The organism is Nitrospirillum guanabarense (genome assembly GCF_034653355.1).
Lineage (GTDB): Bacteria > Pseudomonadota > Alphaproteobacteria > Azospirillales > Azospirillaceae > Nitrospirillum.
This window is the reverse complement of sequence record NZ_JAYEER010000004.1, coordinates 2,653,027-2,670,402: the sequence shown is the minus strand read 5'-3', so window position 1 is coordinate 2,670,402 and position 17,376 is coordinate 2,653,027. Positions and strand designations below refer to the sequence as shown.

General features: G+C 69.6%; 15 protein-coding genes and 1 pseudogene. 10 read left to right on the top strand and 6 right to left on the bottom strand.

Annotation, left to right across the window (positions count from 1 at the left end):
- Positions 1-70: 70 nt before the first annotated feature.
- Genes UAA55_RS30550 through UAA55_RS30540 form a run of 3 tightly spaced genes read left to right on the top strand, consistent with a single transcriptional unit; the run spans position 71 to position 2,647 of the window.
- A complete protein-coding gene (locus UAA55_RS30550; RefSeq protein ID WP_322957585.1) occupies positions 71-415 on the top strand; it encodes a hypothetical protein in 345 nt (114 codons plus the stop codon).
- Complete coding sequence (locus UAA55_RS30545; protein WP_322957804.1) at positions 397-2,052, top strand: two-component system sensor histidine kinase NtrB; 1,656 nt, start codon at positions 397-399, stop codon at positions 2,050-2,052. The genes UAA55_RS30550 and UAA55_RS30545 overlap by 19 nt, the downstream gene beginning before the upstream one ends.
- Positions 2,039-2,647, top strand: coding sequence for a response regulator transcription factor (locus UAA55_RS30540; RefSeq protein WP_322957583.1), 609 nt, complete (start codon positions 2,039-2,041; stop codon positions 2,645-2,647). The genes UAA55_RS30545 and UAA55_RS30540 overlap by 14 nt, the downstream gene beginning before the upstream one ends.
- A 47-nt stretch (positions 2,648-2,694) precedes the next feature.
- Here the strand turns inward: UAA55_RS30540 and UAA55_RS30535 are convergent, their stop codons facing one another.
- Together UAA55_RS30535 and UAA55_RS30530 are read right to left on the bottom strand one after the other, a co-directional pair.
- The gene (locus UAA55_RS30535; RefSeq protein ID WP_322957582.1) at positions 2,695-3,363 is read right to left on the bottom strand and encodes a winged helix-turn-helix domain-containing protein; all 669 of its coding nucleotides are present in this window, start codon (positions 3,361-3,363) and stop codon (positions 2,695-2,697) included.
- Positions 3,364-3,451: 88 nt separating this feature from the next.
- Positions 3,452-4,063: a winged helix-turn-helix domain-containing protein gene (locus UAA55_RS30530; protein ID WP_322957581.1), complete on the bottom strand. Its 612-nt coding sequence runs from the start codon at positions 4,061-4,063 to the stop codon at positions 3,452-3,454.
- A gap of 198 nt (positions 4,064-4,261) precedes the next feature.
- Here UAA55_RS30530 and UAA55_RS30525 point away from each other — a divergent pair, with 198 nt between their 5' ends.
- From UAA55_RS30525 to UAA55_RS30505, 5 genes and pseudogenes are all read left to right on the top strand, one after another.
- A complete protein-coding gene (locus UAA55_RS30525; protein WP_322957580.1) occupies positions 4,262-6,499 on the top strand; it encodes a TonB-dependent receptor in 2,238 nt (745 codons plus the stop codon).
- Positions 6,500-6,540: 41 nt separating this feature from the next.
- Entirely contained in the window at positions 6,541-7,809 is a 1,269-nt protein-coding gene (locus tag UAA55_RS30520) for a histidine-type phosphatase (protein WP_322957578.1), read from the top strand.
- Positions 7,810-8,568: 759 nt separating this feature from the next.
- The gene (locus UAA55_RS30515) at positions 8,569-9,501 is read left to right on the top strand and encodes a replication protein RepA (RefSeq protein ID WP_145610909.1); all 933 of its coding nucleotides are present in this window, start codon (positions 8,569-8,571) and stop codon (positions 9,499-9,501) included.
- Between the two features lie 81 nt (positions 9,502-9,582).
- Positions 9,583-11,110: pseudogene (locus UAA55_RS30510) on the top strand (YifB family Mg chelatase-like AAA ATPase).
- Positions 11,107-11,673 carry a cysteine hydrolase family protein gene (locus UAA55_RS30505; RefSeq protein ID WP_322957577.1) on the top strand — a complete coding sequence of 189 codons (567 nt, stop codon included), beginning with the start codon at positions 11,107-11,109 and terminating at the stop codon, positions 11,671-11,673. The pseudogene UAA55_RS30510 and the gene UAA55_RS30505 overlap by 4 nt, the downstream one beginning before the upstream one ends.
- Before the next feature lie 104 nt (positions 11,674-11,777).
- On the opposite strand, the gene UAA55_RS30500 is transcribed toward UAA55_RS30505, so the two are convergent.
- From UAA55_RS30500 to rph, 4 genes are all read right to left on the bottom strand, one after another.
- Positions 11,778-12,545 carry a hypothetical protein gene (locus UAA55_RS30500; protein WP_322957575.1) on the bottom strand — a complete coding sequence of 256 codons (768 nt, stop codon included), beginning with the start codon at positions 12,543-12,545 and terminating at the stop codon, positions 11,778-11,780.
- A 102-nt stretch (positions 12,546-12,647) separates the two neighbouring features.
- Positions 12,648-13,829, bottom strand: a complete 1,182-nt coding sequence (hemW, locus tag UAA55_RS30495) for a radical SAM family heme chaperone HemW (RefSeq protein ID WP_322957574.1) — start codon at positions 13,827-13,829, stop codon at positions 12,648-12,650.
- Positions 13,817-14,416, bottom strand: coding sequence for an RdgB/HAM1 family non-canonical purine NTP pyrophosphatase (gene rdgB / locus UAA55_RS30490; RefSeq protein ID WP_322957573.1), 600 nt, complete (start codon positions 14,414-14,416; stop codon positions 13,817-13,819). The genes hemW and rdgB overlap by 13 nt, the downstream gene beginning before the upstream one ends.
- Positions 14,417-14,602: 186 nt before the next feature.
- Positions 14,603-15,322, bottom strand: a complete 720-nt coding sequence (gene rph, locus UAA55_RS30485; RefSeq protein WP_322957572.1) for a ribonuclease PH — start codon at positions 15,320-15,322, stop codon at positions 14,603-14,605.
- A gap of 217 nt (positions 15,323-15,539) precedes the next feature.
- On the opposite strand from rph, the gene hrcA reads away from it, so the two are divergent.
- Complete coding sequence (hrcA, locus tag UAA55_RS30480; protein ID WP_322957571.1) at positions 15,540-16,574, top strand: heat-inducible transcriptional repressor HrcA; 1,035 nt, start codon at positions 15,540-15,542, stop codon at positions 16,572-16,574.
- A 163-nt stretch (positions 16,575-16,737) separates the two neighbouring features.
- Positions 16,738-17,310, top strand: a complete 573-nt coding sequence (gene grpE / locus UAA55_RS30475; RefSeq protein ID WP_322957570.1) for a nucleotide exchange factor GrpE — start codon at positions 16,738-16,740, stop codon at positions 17,308-17,310.
- The last annotated feature ends 66 nt before the right edge of the window (positions 17,311-17,376 follow it).

The window sequence follows — 17,376 nt, the reverse complement described above, 5'->3', positions numbered from 1 at the left end:
GGAACCGCCTTCATCCTGTCCGTGATGGGGCCTTTTGCTGTCAACGTCAAATTCCCGTTGGCCTTGGGCCTTGCTGGCGTTGTACCCGCTGGCCGGCCTGCTGGACCCGCTGCTGGTCTCGGCCGTGCCCGGCTGGGCGCCGTGGAACGTGCGCGCCGGCATCGGCCTGGCCCTGGTCATGGTCTGGGGCCCCCGGCGCCTGCCGCTGATGATGGCGGCGGCCGTCGCCGGCCTGGCCCTGCGCGCCGTCCTGGTGCCGGCCAGCCCCCCCTGGCCGCCAGCATGGCCATCCCCATCCTGGCGGAGCCCCTGGTCTTCGCCCCGCCCGCCCTGCTGCTGGCCCGCCGCCTGCGCCAGGATGGCGAGGGCTTCGTGCTGGAGGATGTGGATGGCGTCATGCGCCTGGCCGGCCTGACCATGGCCGGGGCGCTGGGGCAGAGCCTGCTGCTGCTGGCCCTGGCCTGGGTTTTGCCGGCCTGGCCCCTGGCGGGATGGACGCTGACCGGCTGGGACGGGCGCGCCATGACCGCCGACCCGCTGACCGTGGCCCTGCAGCACTGGGTGGGCGACGTGGCCGGCGTCACCGTGGTGGCGACCCTGGCCCTGATGGCGCCGCGCCTGGCCCGTGCCTTGCGCCCGGGCCGCCTGCTGCGCGCCCAGATCCTGGGCCAGGCCGCCGGCATCTGCCTGTCGGTCGCGGTGATCTTCCCCCGGGTGGTGGGGTCGCGCTTCTACCCCGTGTTCATCCCCCTGGTCTGGGTGGCGGCCGGCAGCGGCCTGCCCGGCGCCGTGCTGGCCCTGGCCGGGCTGGAGGCCGCCCTCAGCCTGGGCATCGCCGTTTGCGACATCCAGCCCTATCAGGCGCTGAAGCTGCAAATCCTGATGTTGTCGCTGGCCATGACCGGCCTGCTGCTGGGCGCCGTCATCTCGGAACGCGAGCGGGTGCGGGCCGCCGCCGCCAAAGGCGAGGCGCGGTTGAAGACCCTGATCGAGCTGGCGCCCGACGGTATCGTCATCCTGGACGCCGACGGCCGGGTGGAGGAGGTCAACCGCCTGGTGGCCGACCTGACGGGCCGGACGCCCGATACCCTGCGCGGCCGCCCCCTGGCCGACCTGCTGCGCCGCGAGGGGGGCCGTGAGGGCGGCGAGGAATGGCTGGTCGCCGCCGACGGCCGCCCCCTGCCGGTGGAATCGTCCCTGGCCATGGTGGAGGAGACCGGGGGCGTCATGGGCGTGCTGACCATCCGCGACATCTCCGCCCGCAAGCGCGCCGCCGCCGCCTTGGGCCAGCACCGCGCCGCCGCCGAGCTGGCCAGCCGCAGCCACCTGACGGAGGAATTGGCGGCCGCCCTGGCGCACGAGCTGAACCAGCCCCTGTCGGCCATCGTCAGCTACACCGGCGCCTGCCGCCGCATCCTGGAATCCGAAAGCCAGTCCAAGGCGCTGGATCTGATGGGCAAAGCCGCCGCCCAGGCGGAGCGGGCCGGCGCCATCATCCGCCACCTGCGCGAATTCTACCGCACCGGCCAGGTGGACAGCGCCCCGGTACCGGCCAGCGACCTGGTGGCCGGCGTCGCCCGCCTGCTGGCGGACGAGGTCGCCAACGCCGGCGCACGGCTGGACGTGGCGGTCGGGGATGGCTTGATCCTGTCCATCGACAGGGTGCAGGTGGAACAGGTGCTGATCAACCTGGTACGCAACGCCCTGGACGCCCTGGCCGAAGGGGCCACCACCGACCGCCGCATCCTGATCGACATGCGGGCGGCGGAAGACGGGGCGCCCCCCCCGACCCGGGCCGACATCCGCGTGGCCGACACCGGCCCCGGCATCGCGGAGGAGGTGGCGGGCCGCCTGTTCGCGCCCTTCACCACCACACGGCCCACCGGCATGGGCCTGGGCCTCAGTATCAGCCGCGGCATCGTCGAGGCCCATGGCGGCCGCCTGCGGGCCGGCACCGGCACGCTGGGCGGTGCCGCCTTCTCGTTTTCCCTGCCTTTGGTGCTGCCCGCCGAGGAAGCGCCCACCCAGGAGGCACCCAATGCCGCAGCCTGAACTGACCCTGGCCATCGTCGATGATGACGAGGCGGTGCGCGACGCGTTGAGCGCCCTGTTCCAGGCCGAAGGCTACCCCGTGGCGACATACCCCTCGGCCATCGGCTTTCTGGAGGCCGGGGCCGACGGCGTGCCCGGCTGCGTCATCGCCGACATCAACATGCCAGGCATGACGGGCCTGGAGCTGCAGGCGGAGCTGGCACGGCGCGGCTGCCCCCTGCCCATGATCATCCTGACCGGCCAGGGTGACGTGCCCAAGGCGGTGACGGCCCTGAAGGCGGGCGCGGTGGATTTCATCGAGAAACCTTTCGCCATCGACGCCCTGGTACGGGCGGTGGAGACGGCCATGGCGCGCTTTGGCCACGCCCTGCGCCACCAGGCGGAATCCCAGGCGGCGCACAGCCGGCTGGAGACCTTGAGCACCCGTGAGCGCGAGGTCATGGACCTGCTGGTGGCCGGCCACCCCAACAAGGTCATCGCCTGGAAGCTGGGCATCAGCGCCCGCACGGTGGAAAACCACCGCGCGCGGGTCATGGAAAAGACGGGCTGCGACAACGTGCCCGCCCTGATCCACCTGAGCATGGCCGCGACATGACGGCCCCGACATGACGACCCCTACATGATGGACAGCCGGTGGCGGCATCAGGCGGCGGCCCGGGTCTCCATCACAGCGGACACCAGGCAGTAGCCAACGCCGCGCAGGGTGTGCAGCAGGCGGGGCTGCCCCGGCCCGTCCAGCCGGCGGCGCAGGCGGGAGGCCAGGGCATCCACGGCATTGTCGGCCACGTCCAGGTCGCCGGCCCACAGCCGGTCGAGGATGGCGCTGCGCGGCACCGCCGCCCCTTCCGCCTGCAGCAGCAGGATCAGCAGCTGGAACTCGCGCGAGGACAGCAGGATGTCGCGGCCGGCGCGGCGCACCCGGCGCTGGCGCACATCCACGGTCAGGTCATCCAGGACATAGGCCAGACGCGGCCCTTGGCGCTTCAGGCGCAGCAGGGCCAGCAGGCGGTCCACCACCAAGTCGCCGGGCAGGGCGGCATCCACCTGGTCATCGGCGCCCAGCGCCAGGGCGCCGGCGCGGGCCGCATGCTCCGCCGCCAGCGTCACCACCAGGGCGTCGGCGAAGATCCGTTGTGCGCGGCTCAGGCGCTCGCGCAATTGACGGGTGTCATCGGACAGCACCACGACGTCGGTCATACGGGGCGCCGGCGGCAGGGCCGCCAGGGTGTCGATCTGCCAGCCGCGTTCCCGCAACAGCCGCGACAGCCGCGCGACGCCGGTCGAGGCCTTGCCGATGATAAGGGCGCGCATGGGAATCACCCGCCTGGTGGAACCATGCCGGCTACCCTAGGCGGCGACCGCCAGCGCCGATATCCGGTATACTACCTAACGCTCCCGCCTATCGTTTCGGGTCGACGCCCCCCAGCACATAGCCCTGGTGGCCACGGGTGTGCAGCGGCGCGGCCGGCCCCAGGGCGCGGCGCAGGCTGCGGATGTGCGCCGTCAGGCGGCCGGCGCTGTCCGTCGCATCGGGCCACAGCCGGGCCCGCAGTTCCGCCGCCGGCACCACCTGCCCGGGCCGTTCGGCCAGCAGCACCAACAGATCGAAATCCAGGGGCGCCAGCGCCAGCGGCCGCCCCCGGCACCAGGCCAGCCGGCGGTCGACGTGCAGGGCGAGATCGCCCACCCGCAGGGCGCGGTCGCCGGGCGCCGCCAGCCGGGCCAGCGCCGACAGGGCCGCCGCCACCGCCGTCGCCGCCGTATCCAAAGGCAGCACCATGTGCGCGCCGGCCCGCAGCAGGGTGGACTCGGCCTCCGCCCCCACGGTGGCCAGGCACAGGGTGGGCCACCCTTCCTTGAGATGGCGCGGCAGCGCCCCGGCATCGGCGGCGATCAGCAGGCGGACATCGGGCATGCCGTCCCCCGTGGCGTCCCAGCCCAGCGCCGACAGCTCCTGAATCAGTCCCCCGGCGTCGTGTTCCAACGCGATCAAGGCAAGGCGACCCGTCATCGTCCCGTCATGTATCGGTCAAATGAAATTCACAAGAAAACGGACAGCGCCTAAGGCCTTATGCTGCCACAGCGATCGGCAATACCTGAAATTTCCGTCAGGCTGCCGTCAAGATCCGCATCCCGTCCCGACTGTACCAGCGCGGCACGCGATTTTGCAAAGCGCCGTCCAAGGTGCCGCGATCAATGAAGGGGGACGATGATGACGACGAAGCCGGAGACCCGCCCGAACCGGGCCAGACTGATGATGGGCGCCGCCGCCGTGGCCATGGCCCTGGCCGCCCTCGCCTCGCCCGCCCGCGCGGCGGACTTTGCCGATGCCGACGCCCCGATGACCGAGATCGACGTGGTGGCCAAGGTCATGCGCGTCTCCCCCTCCAACGTGCCGCTGGAGGCGACGGAGCCCACCTCCATCGTTCCGGAAGGCTTCCTACGCGACAATATCGTCCCGCTGTCCAGCTTTGACGACATGGTGAAATTCCAGCCCAGCGTCTATGCCCAGAGTCCCAACGGCCCGGGCCTGGGCAAGGCGGAAACGCTGAGCCTGCGCGGCTTCCAGGACAGCCAGTTCAACATCACTTTCGACGGCATCCCCTTCGGCGACGCCACCGACCTGCACCACACCAGCTCCGCCCTGTTCGTGGCCCACGACATGGGCCAGGCGGAGGTGGACCGGGGGCCCGGCACGGCCTCCACCATCGGCAAGGCCACCTTCGGCGGCACCCTGGGCTTCCTGTCCAAGACCCCGTCGGAAGATCCGGGCGTCACCGCCTACGGCACCTATGGCAGCTGGAACACCAAGGGCATCGGCGGGGAGGTCGACACCGGCCGCACCGTGCTGGGCCGCATGTTCTTCGACGTGCAACGCACCACCTCAGACGGCTACCTGACCGGGGCGGAAGAACAGCGCACCAACTATTTCTTCAAGGATGTGCTGGACATCGGGGAACGCACGACAGTGACGCTGGTGGCCAGCAAGAACCATTCGTTCGAGTACACCACCCAGGGCGTCACCCTGGCCGACTTGGCCAAGTACGGCGACAACTGGGGCCTGGGCGACAACCCCAAGGCCCAGTCCTATTACAAGTACCAGCCCAGCCGCTATACCTCGGACTTTGACTACATCCGGGTGCAGTCGGAACTGACGGACGCCCTCAAGCTGGACAACACCGCCTACACCAACGGCTTCGGCCATCATTACAAGGAATTGTCGGACGCCAGCGACAGCAACCCCAAGGATGTGGGCGTCACCGTCTACAACGCCGCGGGCAAGAAGGTGGCCACCTATGCCGGCGACATCCCGGGCAAGGAGGCCAACGCCAACTACCGCACCTTCGGCGACACCTTGCGCCTGACCGACAGCCTGTCCTTCGGCGACATCAAGGCTGGCGTCTGGTACGACCGCCAGCTGGACCACCGCCATTCCGAATCCTATGACTGGACCCAGAACATCCTGGTCACGGGCAAGTACGGCACGCCCTACACCTACAAGTACCGCGACCTGAACACCACCTGGCAGCCCTATGCCGAGTTCGACTGGAAGGTCACGCCGGACCTGACCCTGATCCCGGGCGTGAAGGTCACCAGCTTCACCCGCGATGTCGACGCCCTGTACAACAAGACCAAGCCCCCGGCGCCGCTGAACTACAGCGAGACCTATACCGAGGCCCAGCCCTCCATCGCCGCGCACTACACCATCCAGGAAGGGTGGACCGCCTACGCCCAGGTGGCCAAGGGCTTCCTGGCGCCGCCCATCGACGTCTTCCAGGTGGCCAAGATCGCCTCGATCAAGCCGGAAGAGACCATGAACTACCAGGTCGGCACCGCCGTGCAGCATGGCCGCTGGATGGTGGGCGCCGACGCCTATTACATCGACTTCAGCAATTACATCTCCACCAGCCAGGTGCCCAGCACGACAGAGACCACCTTCGTCAACGGGTCCGGCGCCATCTACAAGGGCCTGGAGATGGAGGCGCAGTACGCCCTGACGGACGCCCTGTCGCTGTACGCCAACGCCAGCCTGAACCACGCCCAGTACAAGGACAATTACGTCTGGGTGGCGGACACGCCGCAATGGATGGCCACCACCGGCGTCATGTACGACAGCCCCGAGGGCCTGTACTTCTCCGCCATCGGCAAGGTGGTGGGCCCGTTCTACGGCCAGGACAACACCACCGACGCCAAGACCGGCCAGCCGGACTTCGCCAACGCCTATCGCATCCACCCGGTGTTCACCGCCGATGTCTCGGTGGGCTGGCGCCTGAAGGACCTGGGCTATCACCTGGTGGACGTCACCCCCAGCCTGAAGATCGGCAACCTGTTCGACACCCACCGCATCAACGGCTTCGCCGGCACGCAGTCCGCCACCGGCGACGCGCTGTACTGGACCACACCGGGCCGCAGCGTGTTCTTCAACCTGTCGGTGACGGGGTGGTGATGAAAAAAGGCCTGTTTCTTGGCCTGTTGGCGGCCAGCCTGATGGCTGGCCCCGTCCGGGCCGACACCACCGCCTCCGCCTCCCACGAAGTTCTGGAACGGGTGGTGATGCTGTCGCGCCACGGCGTGCGCAGCCCGACCAAGGGCCTGGCGGAACTGCGCCGCCTGTCGGACCAGGACTGGCCAGCCTGGCCGGTGGACCGAGGCATCCTGACCCCCCACGGCGCCGACGCCATCCGCCAGTTGGGACTGTACTTGGGCGCCCAGTACCGGCAGCGCGGCCTGCTGGCTGCCGACCGCTGTCCCGCCGAGAACAGCATCTTCGTCTGGGGCGACAGCGGCGACCAGCGCACCCGCGCCAGCGCCCAGGCACTGGCCGACGGGCTGGCCCCCGGCTGCGGCCTGAAGGCCCATGGCCTGGCGCCGGACAGCCCCGATGTGCTGTTCGACGCCGCGTCGGGCGGCGCCTGCCCCATGGACGCGGATGAGGCCACCAAGGCGGTGGTCGCGGCCAACGGCGGCGACATCGCCACCGTGCCGGCCAACGTCGCGCCCGCCCTGGCCGCCCTGGTGCAGGTGGTGGCACCCAAGGCCTGCGCGCCCACCGCGACCCCCGGGGGCCCCTCCGGATCCCCCGGCGGCGCCTGCTTCGCCACCGGCCCCGCCAAGGTGGTGGACAAGGGCGGCGAGGTGAAGGTGGACGGGCCCCTGGCGCGGGGCGCCATGCTGGCCGAAAGCGTCTTCCTGGAATATGTGCAGGGCATGCCCGCCGACCAGGTGGGCTGGGGCCGCGCCGGCACGCCGCAGGCGCTGGCCGCCATCCTGCCGGTGCATGACTACCAGGCCGACCTGACGCGCCGCACCCCCTACATCGCCAGCCACAACGGCGCGCTGCTGGCCCACCAGATCGTGGCCGGGGTGACGGGGGAGGCGCCGGCCGCCGGTGGTCCGCTGGCGCCCGTGCCGGCCGGGGCCAGGCTGATCTCCATCCTGGGGCATGACACCAACCTGTCCAACGTGGCCGGCCTGCTGGGCCTGGACTGGACCCTGCCCGGCCAGCCGGACAAGACCGCCCCCGACACCACCCTGGCGTTCGAGGTCAGCCGCGACACCGCCACGGGCAAGCGTTATGTCCGGGTGGCGCTGTACTACCAGACGCTGGAGGATCTGCGGCAAGCCGCCGCCCTGACGCCGGCCCATCCGGCGGGTAAGGTTGACCTGCCCCTGCCCGCCTGTGGCGGCGACCGCTGCACGGTGGAGGACTTCGCCGCCCTGGTGCGCAAAGCGGTGCCGGCATCCTGTTGGCGCTGAGGGGCGAAACCGACGGGCGGCCTTCCCATCATCCGCCGCCCGTGAGGGAGAGGCGGGGCGGTCTGCGGAACCGCCCCGCCTTCCGTCTTTTGGGGCTCGTGGAACCAGCAATGGCGAAGGCCGGTAAAGTCCGAATCGATGCCCACCTTCCCGGGCCCCGGCCGGTAAAGTCCGTGTCCAGGGAAAAACGCCAGGACAGGACAGCCCCGTCCGGCCATCAGGCCGGTAAAGTCCGAGTGGACCCGGCCACCCCGGATTTGAACCCGCTTCCCGTACCTTCCACCACCCACCATCCGGGTCGCCACCGGCCGGAAAGGCACGGACTCCCGTCGGCAAGGCCGGTAAAGTCCGTGTCAGCGGACGAGTTGAGGCCCCTTTCGAGTCCGCTGGAGTCGATCCCGGGATCCCGGATGGGGTGATCCGTCACGATTCGGCTCGGACTTTACCGGCCAGGGTAGAGTTATCCACAGACTCGGGCGCGTCTCCCCCGGACTTTACCGGCCACAGGATGCGCCGGCGCCCATGGGGCGCATGGGAAGAACAGTTTTCCCCGGACCTTGCCGGCCGGATGCCGGACTCTACCGGCCCGACTCGGGATTATTTCCCGGACTTAACCGGCACCTCAAATAACAGACTCCAAATACCCCACAAATAGCGGGGGCCGGTAAAGTCCGACCTAGATTTAGTGATTTGGCTTTGAAACACTTCAGCCCATCACCTCACATCGACAGCACCGACTGGCAGGGAGCGAAGGGCGCCATGGCCGACATTCACCGTCTCATCCTGGAGCATGGCGTGGACCGGGCGCGCGAGATGGCGACCAGCAAGAGCGGCCGCGCCCTGGTGGACGTGGCCGCCGCCATGCTGGCCCAGGAAGAGGACAGCATGGGCATCACCCATGCCGGCTTCGCCCTGACCAGCCTGCCCCACCGTTCCATCGACAAGGCGGCGGAGCCGGAATACCACCGCAAGGAAACGGGGCGCTGCACCCTGATCGTGCAGAGCGGCCGGCACGCCGACGGCAGCCTGGTGGGCGTGCCCTACGGCGCCAAGGCGCGCATGATCCTGCTGTACCTGCAGACCGAAGCACTGAAGACCAACTCCCGCCAGGTGGAACTGGGCAAGAGCTGGCATTCCTGGCTGAAGGCCATGGGGGAGAGCCCCGGCGGCAAGACCTATCGCCTGGTGATGGAACAGGCGCAGCGCATCACCGCCTGCAGCCTGCAGTTCTTGTGGGAGACGGACGCCTCGGTCACCCGGCAGAACGCCGGCTTCGTCAACAATTCCATCCTGTTCAAGTCCAACCCCGACCAGCGCCAGGTGGCCCTGTTCCAGGACGTGATCGAGCTGAACGAAAGCTTCTACGACAGCCTGAAGCAGCACGCCGTGCCCGTCTCCGAGGCCGCCTTGCGCCACATCAGCGCCAGCAGCACCGCCATCGACGTCTACATCTGGCTGGCCTACCGCCTGCATGTGCTGAACCAAGCCACGCCGGTGCGCTGGGCGGCCCTGCGCCGCCAGTTCGGCGAGCACTACGCCAAGCTCAGCCACTTCAAGCCGGTGTTCCTGGACGCCCTGGCGCTCGCCACCGCTGTCTACCCCGAAGCCAAGGTCGAGATCGCCGACGACGGCATCGTGCTGCATCCGTCGCGTCCGCCCATCGCCCGGCGCGAGGCGGCGCTGATCGCGTAAAGCGGCGCGACATCCCCTGGTGCCAAGCACCGCCCCTGCCCTACACTACCCCCACGTGCATGGACGGATAGGGTGGGGCCGGTGGTAGCGCGGGTTTCGACGGTGGCCTTCCAGGGGGTGGACGTCCTGGACATCGACGTCCAGGTGCAGATGTCGGGCGGGCAGGTGGCCTTCACCGTGGTGGGCCTGCCGGACAAGGCGGTGGCCGAAAGCCGGGAGCGGGTGCGGGCCGCCCTCCACGCCCTGGGCCTGGCCCTGCCGCCCAAGCGCATCACCGTCAACCTGGCGCCGGCCGATGTGCAGAAGGAGGGCAGCCATTATGACCTGCCCATCGCCATCGCCCTGCTGACCGTCATGGGCATTCTGCCGGATGAGGACATCAAGGGCTTCTGCGCCCTGGGCGAACTGGCGCTGGACGGCGCGTTGACGGCCGTGGCCGGCACCCTGCCCGCCGCCATCCACGCGGTCGCCACAGACCGGGGCCTGATCTGCCCGGCGGCCTGCGGCGGTGAGGCCGCCTGGGCCGGTGAGCTGGAGGTGCTGGCCCCGCGCACGCTGCTGGAGCTGATCAACCACTTCAAGGGCACCCAGGTGCTGTCCCGCCCCCAGCCCAAGATGGAGGAGGATGAGCCCGGCGCCCTGCCGGACCTTGCCGACATCAAGGGGCAGGAGACGGCGAAGCGCGCGCTGGAGGTCGCGGCCAGTGGCGCGCACAACTTGCTGATGGTGGGGCCGCCGGGGTCGGGCAAGTCCATGCTGGCCGCCCGCCTGCCCGGATTGCTGCCGCCCCTGGAACCGGCGGAGGCGCTGGACCTGTCCATGATCCATTCCGTGGCCGGCAAGCTGGAGGGTGGACGGCTGATGCGCCGCCGCCCTTTCCGCGACCCGCACCACAGCGCCAGCCTGCCGGCCTTGGTCGGAGGTGGCGTGCGCGCCAAACCGGGGGAGATCAGCCTGGCCCACCAGGGCGTGCTGTTCTTGGATGAGCTGCCGGAATTCGCGCGACCAACGCTGGAGGCGCTGCGCCAGCCGCTGGAGACGGGGCGGGCCACGGTGGCGCGGGCCAACGGGCATGTCACCTATCCGGCGCGGGTGCAGCTGGTGGCGGCCATGAACCCCTGCCGTTGCGGCCACCTGGACGACCCCGCCCAGGCCTGCGGCCGCGCACCCAAATGCGCCGCCGATTACCAGTCCAAGATCTCCGGCCCGCTGTTCGACCGCATCGACCTGCATGTCGACGTGCCCGCAGTGAAGGCGTCCGACCTGTCGCTGCCGCCGCCGCGCGAGACCAGCGCCATCGTGGCCGCCCGTGTGGCCCGCCGCCCGGGGCATCCAGGCGGAGCGCTACGCCGCCCTGACGAAGCCCGGCCACCCCGCCATCCGCACCAATGCCGAGGCCGATGGTGAGCTGCTGGAAAAGGTGGCGGCGCCCGAGGCCGCCGGCCGCGCCCTGCTGACCGAAGCCGCCGACCGGCTGCGCCTGTCCGCCCGGGGCTATCACCGCGTCCTGCGCGTGGCCCGCACCCTGGCCGACATGGAGGGCAGCGAGATGGTGCGCCGCGTGCACATCGCCGAGGCGTTGAGCTACCGCCGGGTGGTGGTGCGGTGAACGCGCCCGCCCTGCTCCTCATCGACCTGCAGCGCGCCATCGATGACCCAAGCTGGACGGCCGAGGGGCCGCGCAACAATCCCGGGGCCGAGGCCAATGTGGCCCGGCTGTTGGCCGCCTGGCGCGCCGCCGGGAACCCGGTCATCCATGTGCGGCATGATTCGGTGGAGCCCAATTCTACCTACCGTCCCGGCACGCCCGGCCACGCCTTCAAGGAGGAGGCGATGCCGGCGGCGGGCGAGAGCGTGGTGGCCAAGCGCACCAACAGCGCCTTCATCGGCACCGGCCTGGACGACCTGCTGCGCGGGCGGGGCATCACCGCCCTGGTGGTGGCCGGCGTCATCATCAACAACTCGGTGGAGGCCACGGTGCGCATGGCGGGCAACCTGGGCTATGCCACCACGGTGGTCAGCGACGCGACCTACACCTACGCCAAGCGGGACGGCCGGGGCCGGGTATGGAGTGCCGAGGACGTCCACGCCCTGTCGCTGGCCAACATGGAGGGCGAGTACGCCACCGTGGCGACGACGGAGGCGGTGCTGAACACTCTTCCTCCTGGCTAAAGCCAGCTGCGTAAAACCATACGACTCCGGCCGATCCAACGCCCCATCATAGGGTCAGCAGCAACACATCAAGGCAATGGTCATAATTCCAAGAAAGCGCTTCCCTACTCCGGCCGGAACGCCGCCTGGATGACGGGCCCCAGGTCCGCCATCTCCGGCGGCAGGCGCACCACCAGCTGGCGCAATGCCATGTCGTCATCTGGGAACAGCAAGGCGCTGCCGATGATGGGCAGGGGCCCTGGGGTGAGATGGCTGGCCGTGCCTATGCCCTTTTGTCCGGCGGGCGTCACGAAATCCACCGAGGTGGGGCTGTGGCGCACGACGGTGTCCGTCGGATAGGGCCCCCAGGTGTATTCCGACTTGTCCGCCAACCCTTCGTCGATCACGCCCTGGACGTAATCCTTGGCGACGGGGAACACGCGGGCGGCGACCTGCGCGACCTCGAACCGGCCCGACGTGTCACCGTCCAGCCAGACCAGTTGCAAGGCCGGGCCCTGGATATGCTCAGCCGCCTTGATCAGGTCGCGGCTGGCGAGGGGGTTGGCCGTCACCAGCAGTTGGGAGCCGTTGGAGCCATAGAGGGCCAAGCAGTGCCAGCCCTTGGGGGCGAAACTGCCGATGCCACCGGCGTCATCCGGTCCCGCATAATAGGCCAAACGCCCCGCCGCCTTGGCGGCCAGCGCGGGGGGCAAGGACGGAACGGTCCCTTTTCGGGGCGCGGCCTGCGGCCCCATCTGGCCATCGGCGGGGCAACCGACGAAGGGGATGCCGGCGGCTGCGGCGGGCTTCAGGGTGAATGCCGCCCCCATGATCAGGGTGCAGAAAAAGAACTGACGCAGAGCGGCGGCAGGCAGGCGGGATGACGCGGGCATTGGGGGATAGCCTGGTTGCAAAGGACCGGACGTACCGGAGCATGGCACCGTCCAACCACTCCCTCAAGCTCAGCCGATGGCGCGGTATGACGCAGGGGTGCCCTACCCCAGCAACGCCGCCAGCACGCCGTTTAGGCGCTGACGGCCATCTGCCGTAGCGACCAGGCGGTCGCTGTTCAGGGTCAGCAGGCCGTGGCGGGACAGGCGGTCCACCGCGGCCATGTCCACGGGGTTCACACCGCCCGCCTCGGCCGTGAGGCGGGAGAGGCTGACGCCCTCGGCCAGGCGCAGGCCCATCATCAGGGCTTCGCGGCCGCGCTGCTCCGGCGTCACCCTCTCATCGGCGTGGGCGCCGGTGCCGCCCTCCTCCACCCGCTGCAACCAGATTTCCGGGGCGCGGTGGGTGCGGGTGGCGATCTTCTCGCCCTTCAGCGTCAGGCGGCCGTGGGCGCCGGGGCCGATGCCGACATAGTCGCCATAGCGCCAGTAGACCAGGTTGTGGCGGCTTTCCTGGCCGGGGCGGGCGTGATTGGACACCTCATAGGCCGGCATGCCGGCCTGGTTCAGCAAAACCTGCGTCGCCTCATACAAATCGCCCGCCAGATCCTCGTCCGGCACCACCAGGTCGCCGCGCTGGTGCAGAGTGTGGAACTGGGTACCTTCCTCGATGGTCAGCTGGTACAGCGACAGGTGCCCCACCGCCATGTCCAGCGCCTGGGACAATTCACCCTGCCACGCCGCCACGGTCTGGCCCGGGCGCGCATAGATCAGATCGAAACTGAAACGATCGAAGATGCCTTTGGCCATGGCGATGGCGGCCATCGCCTCGGACGCGGAATGCTTGCGACCCAGCACCTTGAGGTCGGCGTCGTTCAGGGCCTGGATGCCCATGGACAGGCGGTTGACGCCGGCGGCGCGGAACCCGGCGAAGCGCGCCGCCTCTGACGAGGTGGGGTTGGCCTCCAGCGTCACCTCGACGCCATCGCCGATGCCCCAGTGGTGGTCGGCGCGTTCCAGGACGGCCGCCACCGTTTCCGGCGGCATGAGCGAGGGGGTGCCGCCGCCGAAGAAGACGCTGCTGAGGCGGCGCCCCGCTGGCACCCGCGCGGCGAAATGGTCCATCTCCCGCAGCATCGCGGCGCGCCAGCGGGCCTGGTCCACGCCCTCGCGGACATGGCTGTTGAAGTCGCAATAGGGGCATTTGCTGGCGCAGAATGGCCAGTGCACATAAAGGCCGAAACCGCCGGGAACGGAGTTGGCCTCAGGGGCGGTCAGCGGAAGCATCGCTCCACCAACTGGCGGAAGGCATCGGCGCGGTGGCTGATGGCGTGCTTCTCGTGCGGCTCCATCTCGCCGTAGGTCACGGCGTGGCCGTCCTGGACGAACATGGGGTCGTAGCCGAAACCCCGGTCACCGCGCGGCGGGTTGACCAGCTGGCCGTGCACCTCGCCCTGCACCGTTTCCACATGGCCGTCCGGCCAGGCGATGGTGAGCGCGCAGATGAAGCTGGCGTCGCGCGGTGCGCCGGGCGGCAGCTCACGCTCCACCCGGGCCATGGCGGCGGCGAAATCCTTCTCCGGCCCGGCCCAGCGGGCGGAATAGATGCCAGGGGCGCCATCCAGCGCCGCCACCGCCATGCCGCTGTCGTCCGCCAGCGCCGGCTTGCCCGCCGCCTTGGCCGCCGCCAGGGCCTTCAGCTCCGCGTTCTCGCGGAAGGTCAGGCCGGTCTCCTCCGGCTCGGGCAGGCCCAGGTCCCCCGCCGTGGGGAAGTGGGCCACGTGATCGCCCAGCAGGGCCGCGATCTCCTTCACCTTGCCCTTGTTGTGGGTGGCGATGATCAGGGTGTCGCCGGTGAATTTGCGGTTTGTCATGTGTTCGCCTCAGACGCCGGGCGCGCTTTGTTCGAGTTCCTCATACGCCGGCGGGCCATCCGGCCCTTGGCTTATCCTCGTTTTCCAGTCCGCTACGCTGCCCGGAAAACTCCGGCGGCCGCGGTCGCGGCCTAGGGGCTTGGAAAGCCAAGCCCCCATATGGTGCGCGCACTAAGCGAGGGAAAGTCAAAGACCCAGGGCCGTCTTCTGCAGGGCGGTCAGCTGGTCGATGCCGTGGCGGGCCAGGCGCAGCAGCTCGTTGAACTGCGCCTCGTCAAAGGGGCGTTCCTCGGCCGTGCCCTGGATTTCCACGATGCCGCCGGCGCCCGTCAGGACGAAGTTGGCGTCGGCCTGGGCGTTGCTGTCCTCGGCATAGTCCAGGTCCAGCACGGCCTGGCCATTGTAGATGCCGCAGGAGATGGCGGCCACGCTGTCGATCAGGGGGATCTGCTTCAGCACGCCGATGCGCATCAGGTGGGTGAAGGCCTGGTGCAGGGCGACGTAGCTGCCGGTGATGGCGGCGGTGCGGGTGCCGCCGTCGGCCTGCAGCACGTCGCAGTCGATCTTCACCTGGATTTCGCCCATGGCCTTGCGGTCGGTGACGGCGCGCAGCGCGCGGCCGATCAGGCGCTGGATTTCCTGGGTGCGGCCGGACTGCTTGCCCTTGGCGGCCTCACGGTCGGTGCGGCTGTGGGTGGCGCGGGGCAGCATGCCGTATTCCGCCGTCACCCAGCCCAGGCCCTGGCCGCGCAGGAAGGGCGGCACCTTTTCCTCGACACTGGCCGTGCATAGCACGTGGGTGTCGCCGAAGCGCACGAGGCAGGAGCCTTCGGCGTACTTGGCGAAGCCGGTCTCAAGCGAGACGGCGCGGAGCTGGTCGGCGGCGCGGCCGGAAGGGCGGGTCATGGCGGGGCGGTCCCGTATCTGTCATGGGTGTTTGCGAGGCCTTACCTAGCGACGGAACCACCGCCCTGTCCACCCCGGATGTGGCGCGCCAAGCCCCATCCCGTTCATCGCCGGCCGGCCCGGGGCGCCCGGGAGCGGCCAGGGACGATTGATAACGTCCCCGCCGCCCATTAGATTTAAGGGCATCCGCCCCATCCATCCGGCCCCGCCCCCAGGCATGATCACCGAGCTGAACCAGCGTTCCCGCGACATCTTCCGGCTGATCGTGGAAGCCTATGTCGAAACGGGGGAACCGGTGGGCAGCCGCACCCTGTCGCGGCGCCTGGGCATCACCCTGTCGCCCGCCACCATCCGCAACGTCATGGCGGACCTGGAGGATCTGGGCCTGTTGAAGGCGCCGCATACCTCGGCCGGGCGTGTGCCCACGGACGTGGGCCTGCGCCTGTTCGTCAACGGCCTGCTGGAGGTGGGCGACCTTTCGGATGATGAGCGGGAGAGCATCGACGCCCAGTGCGCCGCCTCCGGCCGGTCCCTGCCCGAGGCGCTGGAGGAGGCGACGACCATGCTGTCGGGCCTGTCGTCCTGCGCCGGGCTGGTGATGGCGCCAAAGACCGACCGACCGCTGAAGCATATCGAGTTCGTGAACCTGCAGCCCGGCCGCGCCCTGGTGGTCCTGGTGACGGAGGACGGCCTGGTGGAGAACCGGGTGGTGGAGGTGCCCATGGGCATCCCCTCCTCCGTCCTGCAGATGGCCAGCAACTACCTGAACGCCCGGGTGGTTGGCCGCACCCTGGCCGAGGCCCGCACCCGACTGCAGGCCGAGGCGGAGGAGCAGCGCACCCAGCTGGACGAGCTGACCCGGCGGGTGGTGGACACCGGCATGGCCACCTGGGCCGGCAGCCGCAACAACGGCGTGCTGATCGTGCGCGGCCAGGCCAAGCTGCTGGACGACGTCAGCGCCCTGTCGGACCTGGAACGCATCCGCAGCCTGTTCGAGGCGCTGGAGACCCGCGACGCCATGATGCGGCTGCTGGAGGCGACCGGCCAGGCGGAGGGCGTGCAGATCTTCATCGGGGCCGAAAACAACCTGTTCAGCCATGCCGGCTGTTCCCTGATCGTCTCGCCCTACACCAACGGCAAGGACCAGATCGTCGGCGCCATCGGCGTGATCGGGCCCACGCGCATCAACTATGCCCGCATCATCCCCATGGTGGACTACACCGCCAAGGTCATCAGCCGGATGATTGGGTAGACCGGGTCTACCACCAGCCGAACAATTCGGCCCACCCGCGCTTTATTCCTCGCCGGATCCCCGCATCGCCTCTGGCGCGGCGGGCGCGGGATGCCTATCTTCTGCCCGTTCCGGCGGTGGTGAGCCGCCGTCGTTCCGCACCCTTTTAGAGACTGCCGCTAAGATGACCGATAACAACGAGACGACCACCGCCCCCGAAACCGACGCCGCCCCGCAGCAGCAAGCGCCGGCATCCTCGGACGCCGTCGCCGCGCTGGAAGCCGAGGTCGCGTCCCTGAAGGACCAACTGCTGCGCAGCATGGCCGAGGCGGAGAATACCCGCCGCCGCGCCCAGAAGGAGCGTGAGGACACCGCCAAGTATGCCGTGTCCGGCTTCGCCAAGGAACTGCTGGCCGTGGCCGACAACCTGCGCCGCGCCATCGAGGCCGTTCCGGCCGAGACCCGCGCCGGCAACGACCAGGTCAACACCCTGCTGACCGGCGTGGAGGCGACGGAGCGCCAGCTGGTCGCCGCCTTCGACCGCGCCGGCATCGTGAAGCTGGAACCCATGGGCCAGCCCTTCGACCCCAACTTCCACCAGGTGGTGGCCGAGGTCGACGGCACGGACAAGCCCGCCGGCACCGTCGTCACCATCCTGCAGCCCGGCTACACCATCCAGGGCCGGCTGCTGCGCGAGGCCATGGTCTGCGTCGCCAAGGCCGGCGCCAACCCCGGCAAGGTGGACACCAGCGCGTAATTCCAGAAAATCGCGTCTTAAAGCACCACAAGCCTGGCCCAGAAGGGCCAGGCTCTAGGACGCGAC

What these genes read in the sequence shown, in the direction of transcription:
- UAA55_RS30545 (WP_322957804.1), top strand. Translation starts at nt 397, where the DNA reads ATGCGCCTGGCCGGCCTGACCATGGCCGGGGCGCTGGGGCAGAGCCTG.
- UAA55_RS30540 (WP_322957583.1), top strand. Translation starts at nt 2,039, where the DNA reads ATGCCGCAGCCTGAACTGACCCTGGCCATCGTCGATGATGACGAGGCG.
- UAA55_RS30535 (WP_322957582.1), bottom strand. Translation starts at nt 3,363, where the DNA reads ATGCGCGCCCTTATCATCGGCAAGGCCTCGACCGGCGTCGCGCGGCTG.
- UAA55_RS30530 (WP_322957581.1), bottom strand. Translation starts at nt 4,063, where the DNA reads ATGACGGGTCGCCTTGCCTTGATCGCGTTGGAACACGACGCCGGGGGA.
- UAA55_RS30525 (WP_322957580.1), top strand. Translation starts at nt 4,262, where the DNA reads ATGATGACGACGAAGCCGGAGACCCGCCCGAACCGGGCCAGACTGATG.
- UAA55_RS30520 (WP_322957578.1), top strand. Translation starts at nt 6,541, where the DNA reads ATGGCTGGCCCCGTCCGGGCCGACACCACCGCCTCCGCCTCCCACGAA.
- UAA55_RS30515 (WP_145610909.1), top strand. Translation starts at nt 8,569, where the DNA reads ATGGCCGACATTCACCGTCTCATCCTGGAGCATGGCGTGGACCGGGCG.
- UAA55_RS30500 (WP_322957575.1), bottom strand. Translation starts at nt 12,545, where the DNA reads ATGCCCGCGTCATCCCGCCTGCCTGCCGCCGCTCTGCGTCAGTTCTTT.
- hemW (WP_322957574.1), bottom strand. Translation starts at nt 13,829, where the DNA reads ATGCTTCCGCTGACCGCCCCTGAGGCCAACTCCGTTCCCGGCGGTTTC.
- rdgB (WP_322957573.1), bottom strand. Translation starts at nt 14,416, where the DNA reads ATGACAAACCGCAAATTCACCGGCGACACCCTGATCATCGCCACCCAC.
- rph (WP_322957572.1), bottom strand. Translation starts at nt 15,322, where the DNA reads ATGACCCGCCCTTCCGGCCGCGCCGCCGACCAGCTCCGCGCCGTCTCG.
- hrcA (WP_322957571.1), top strand. Translation starts at nt 15,540, where the DNA reads ATGATCACCGAGCTGAACCAGCGTTCCCGCGACATCTTCCGGCTGATC.
- grpE (WP_322957570.1), top strand. Translation starts at nt 16,738, where the DNA reads ATGACCGATAACAACGAGACGACCACCGCCCCCGAAACCGACGCCGCC.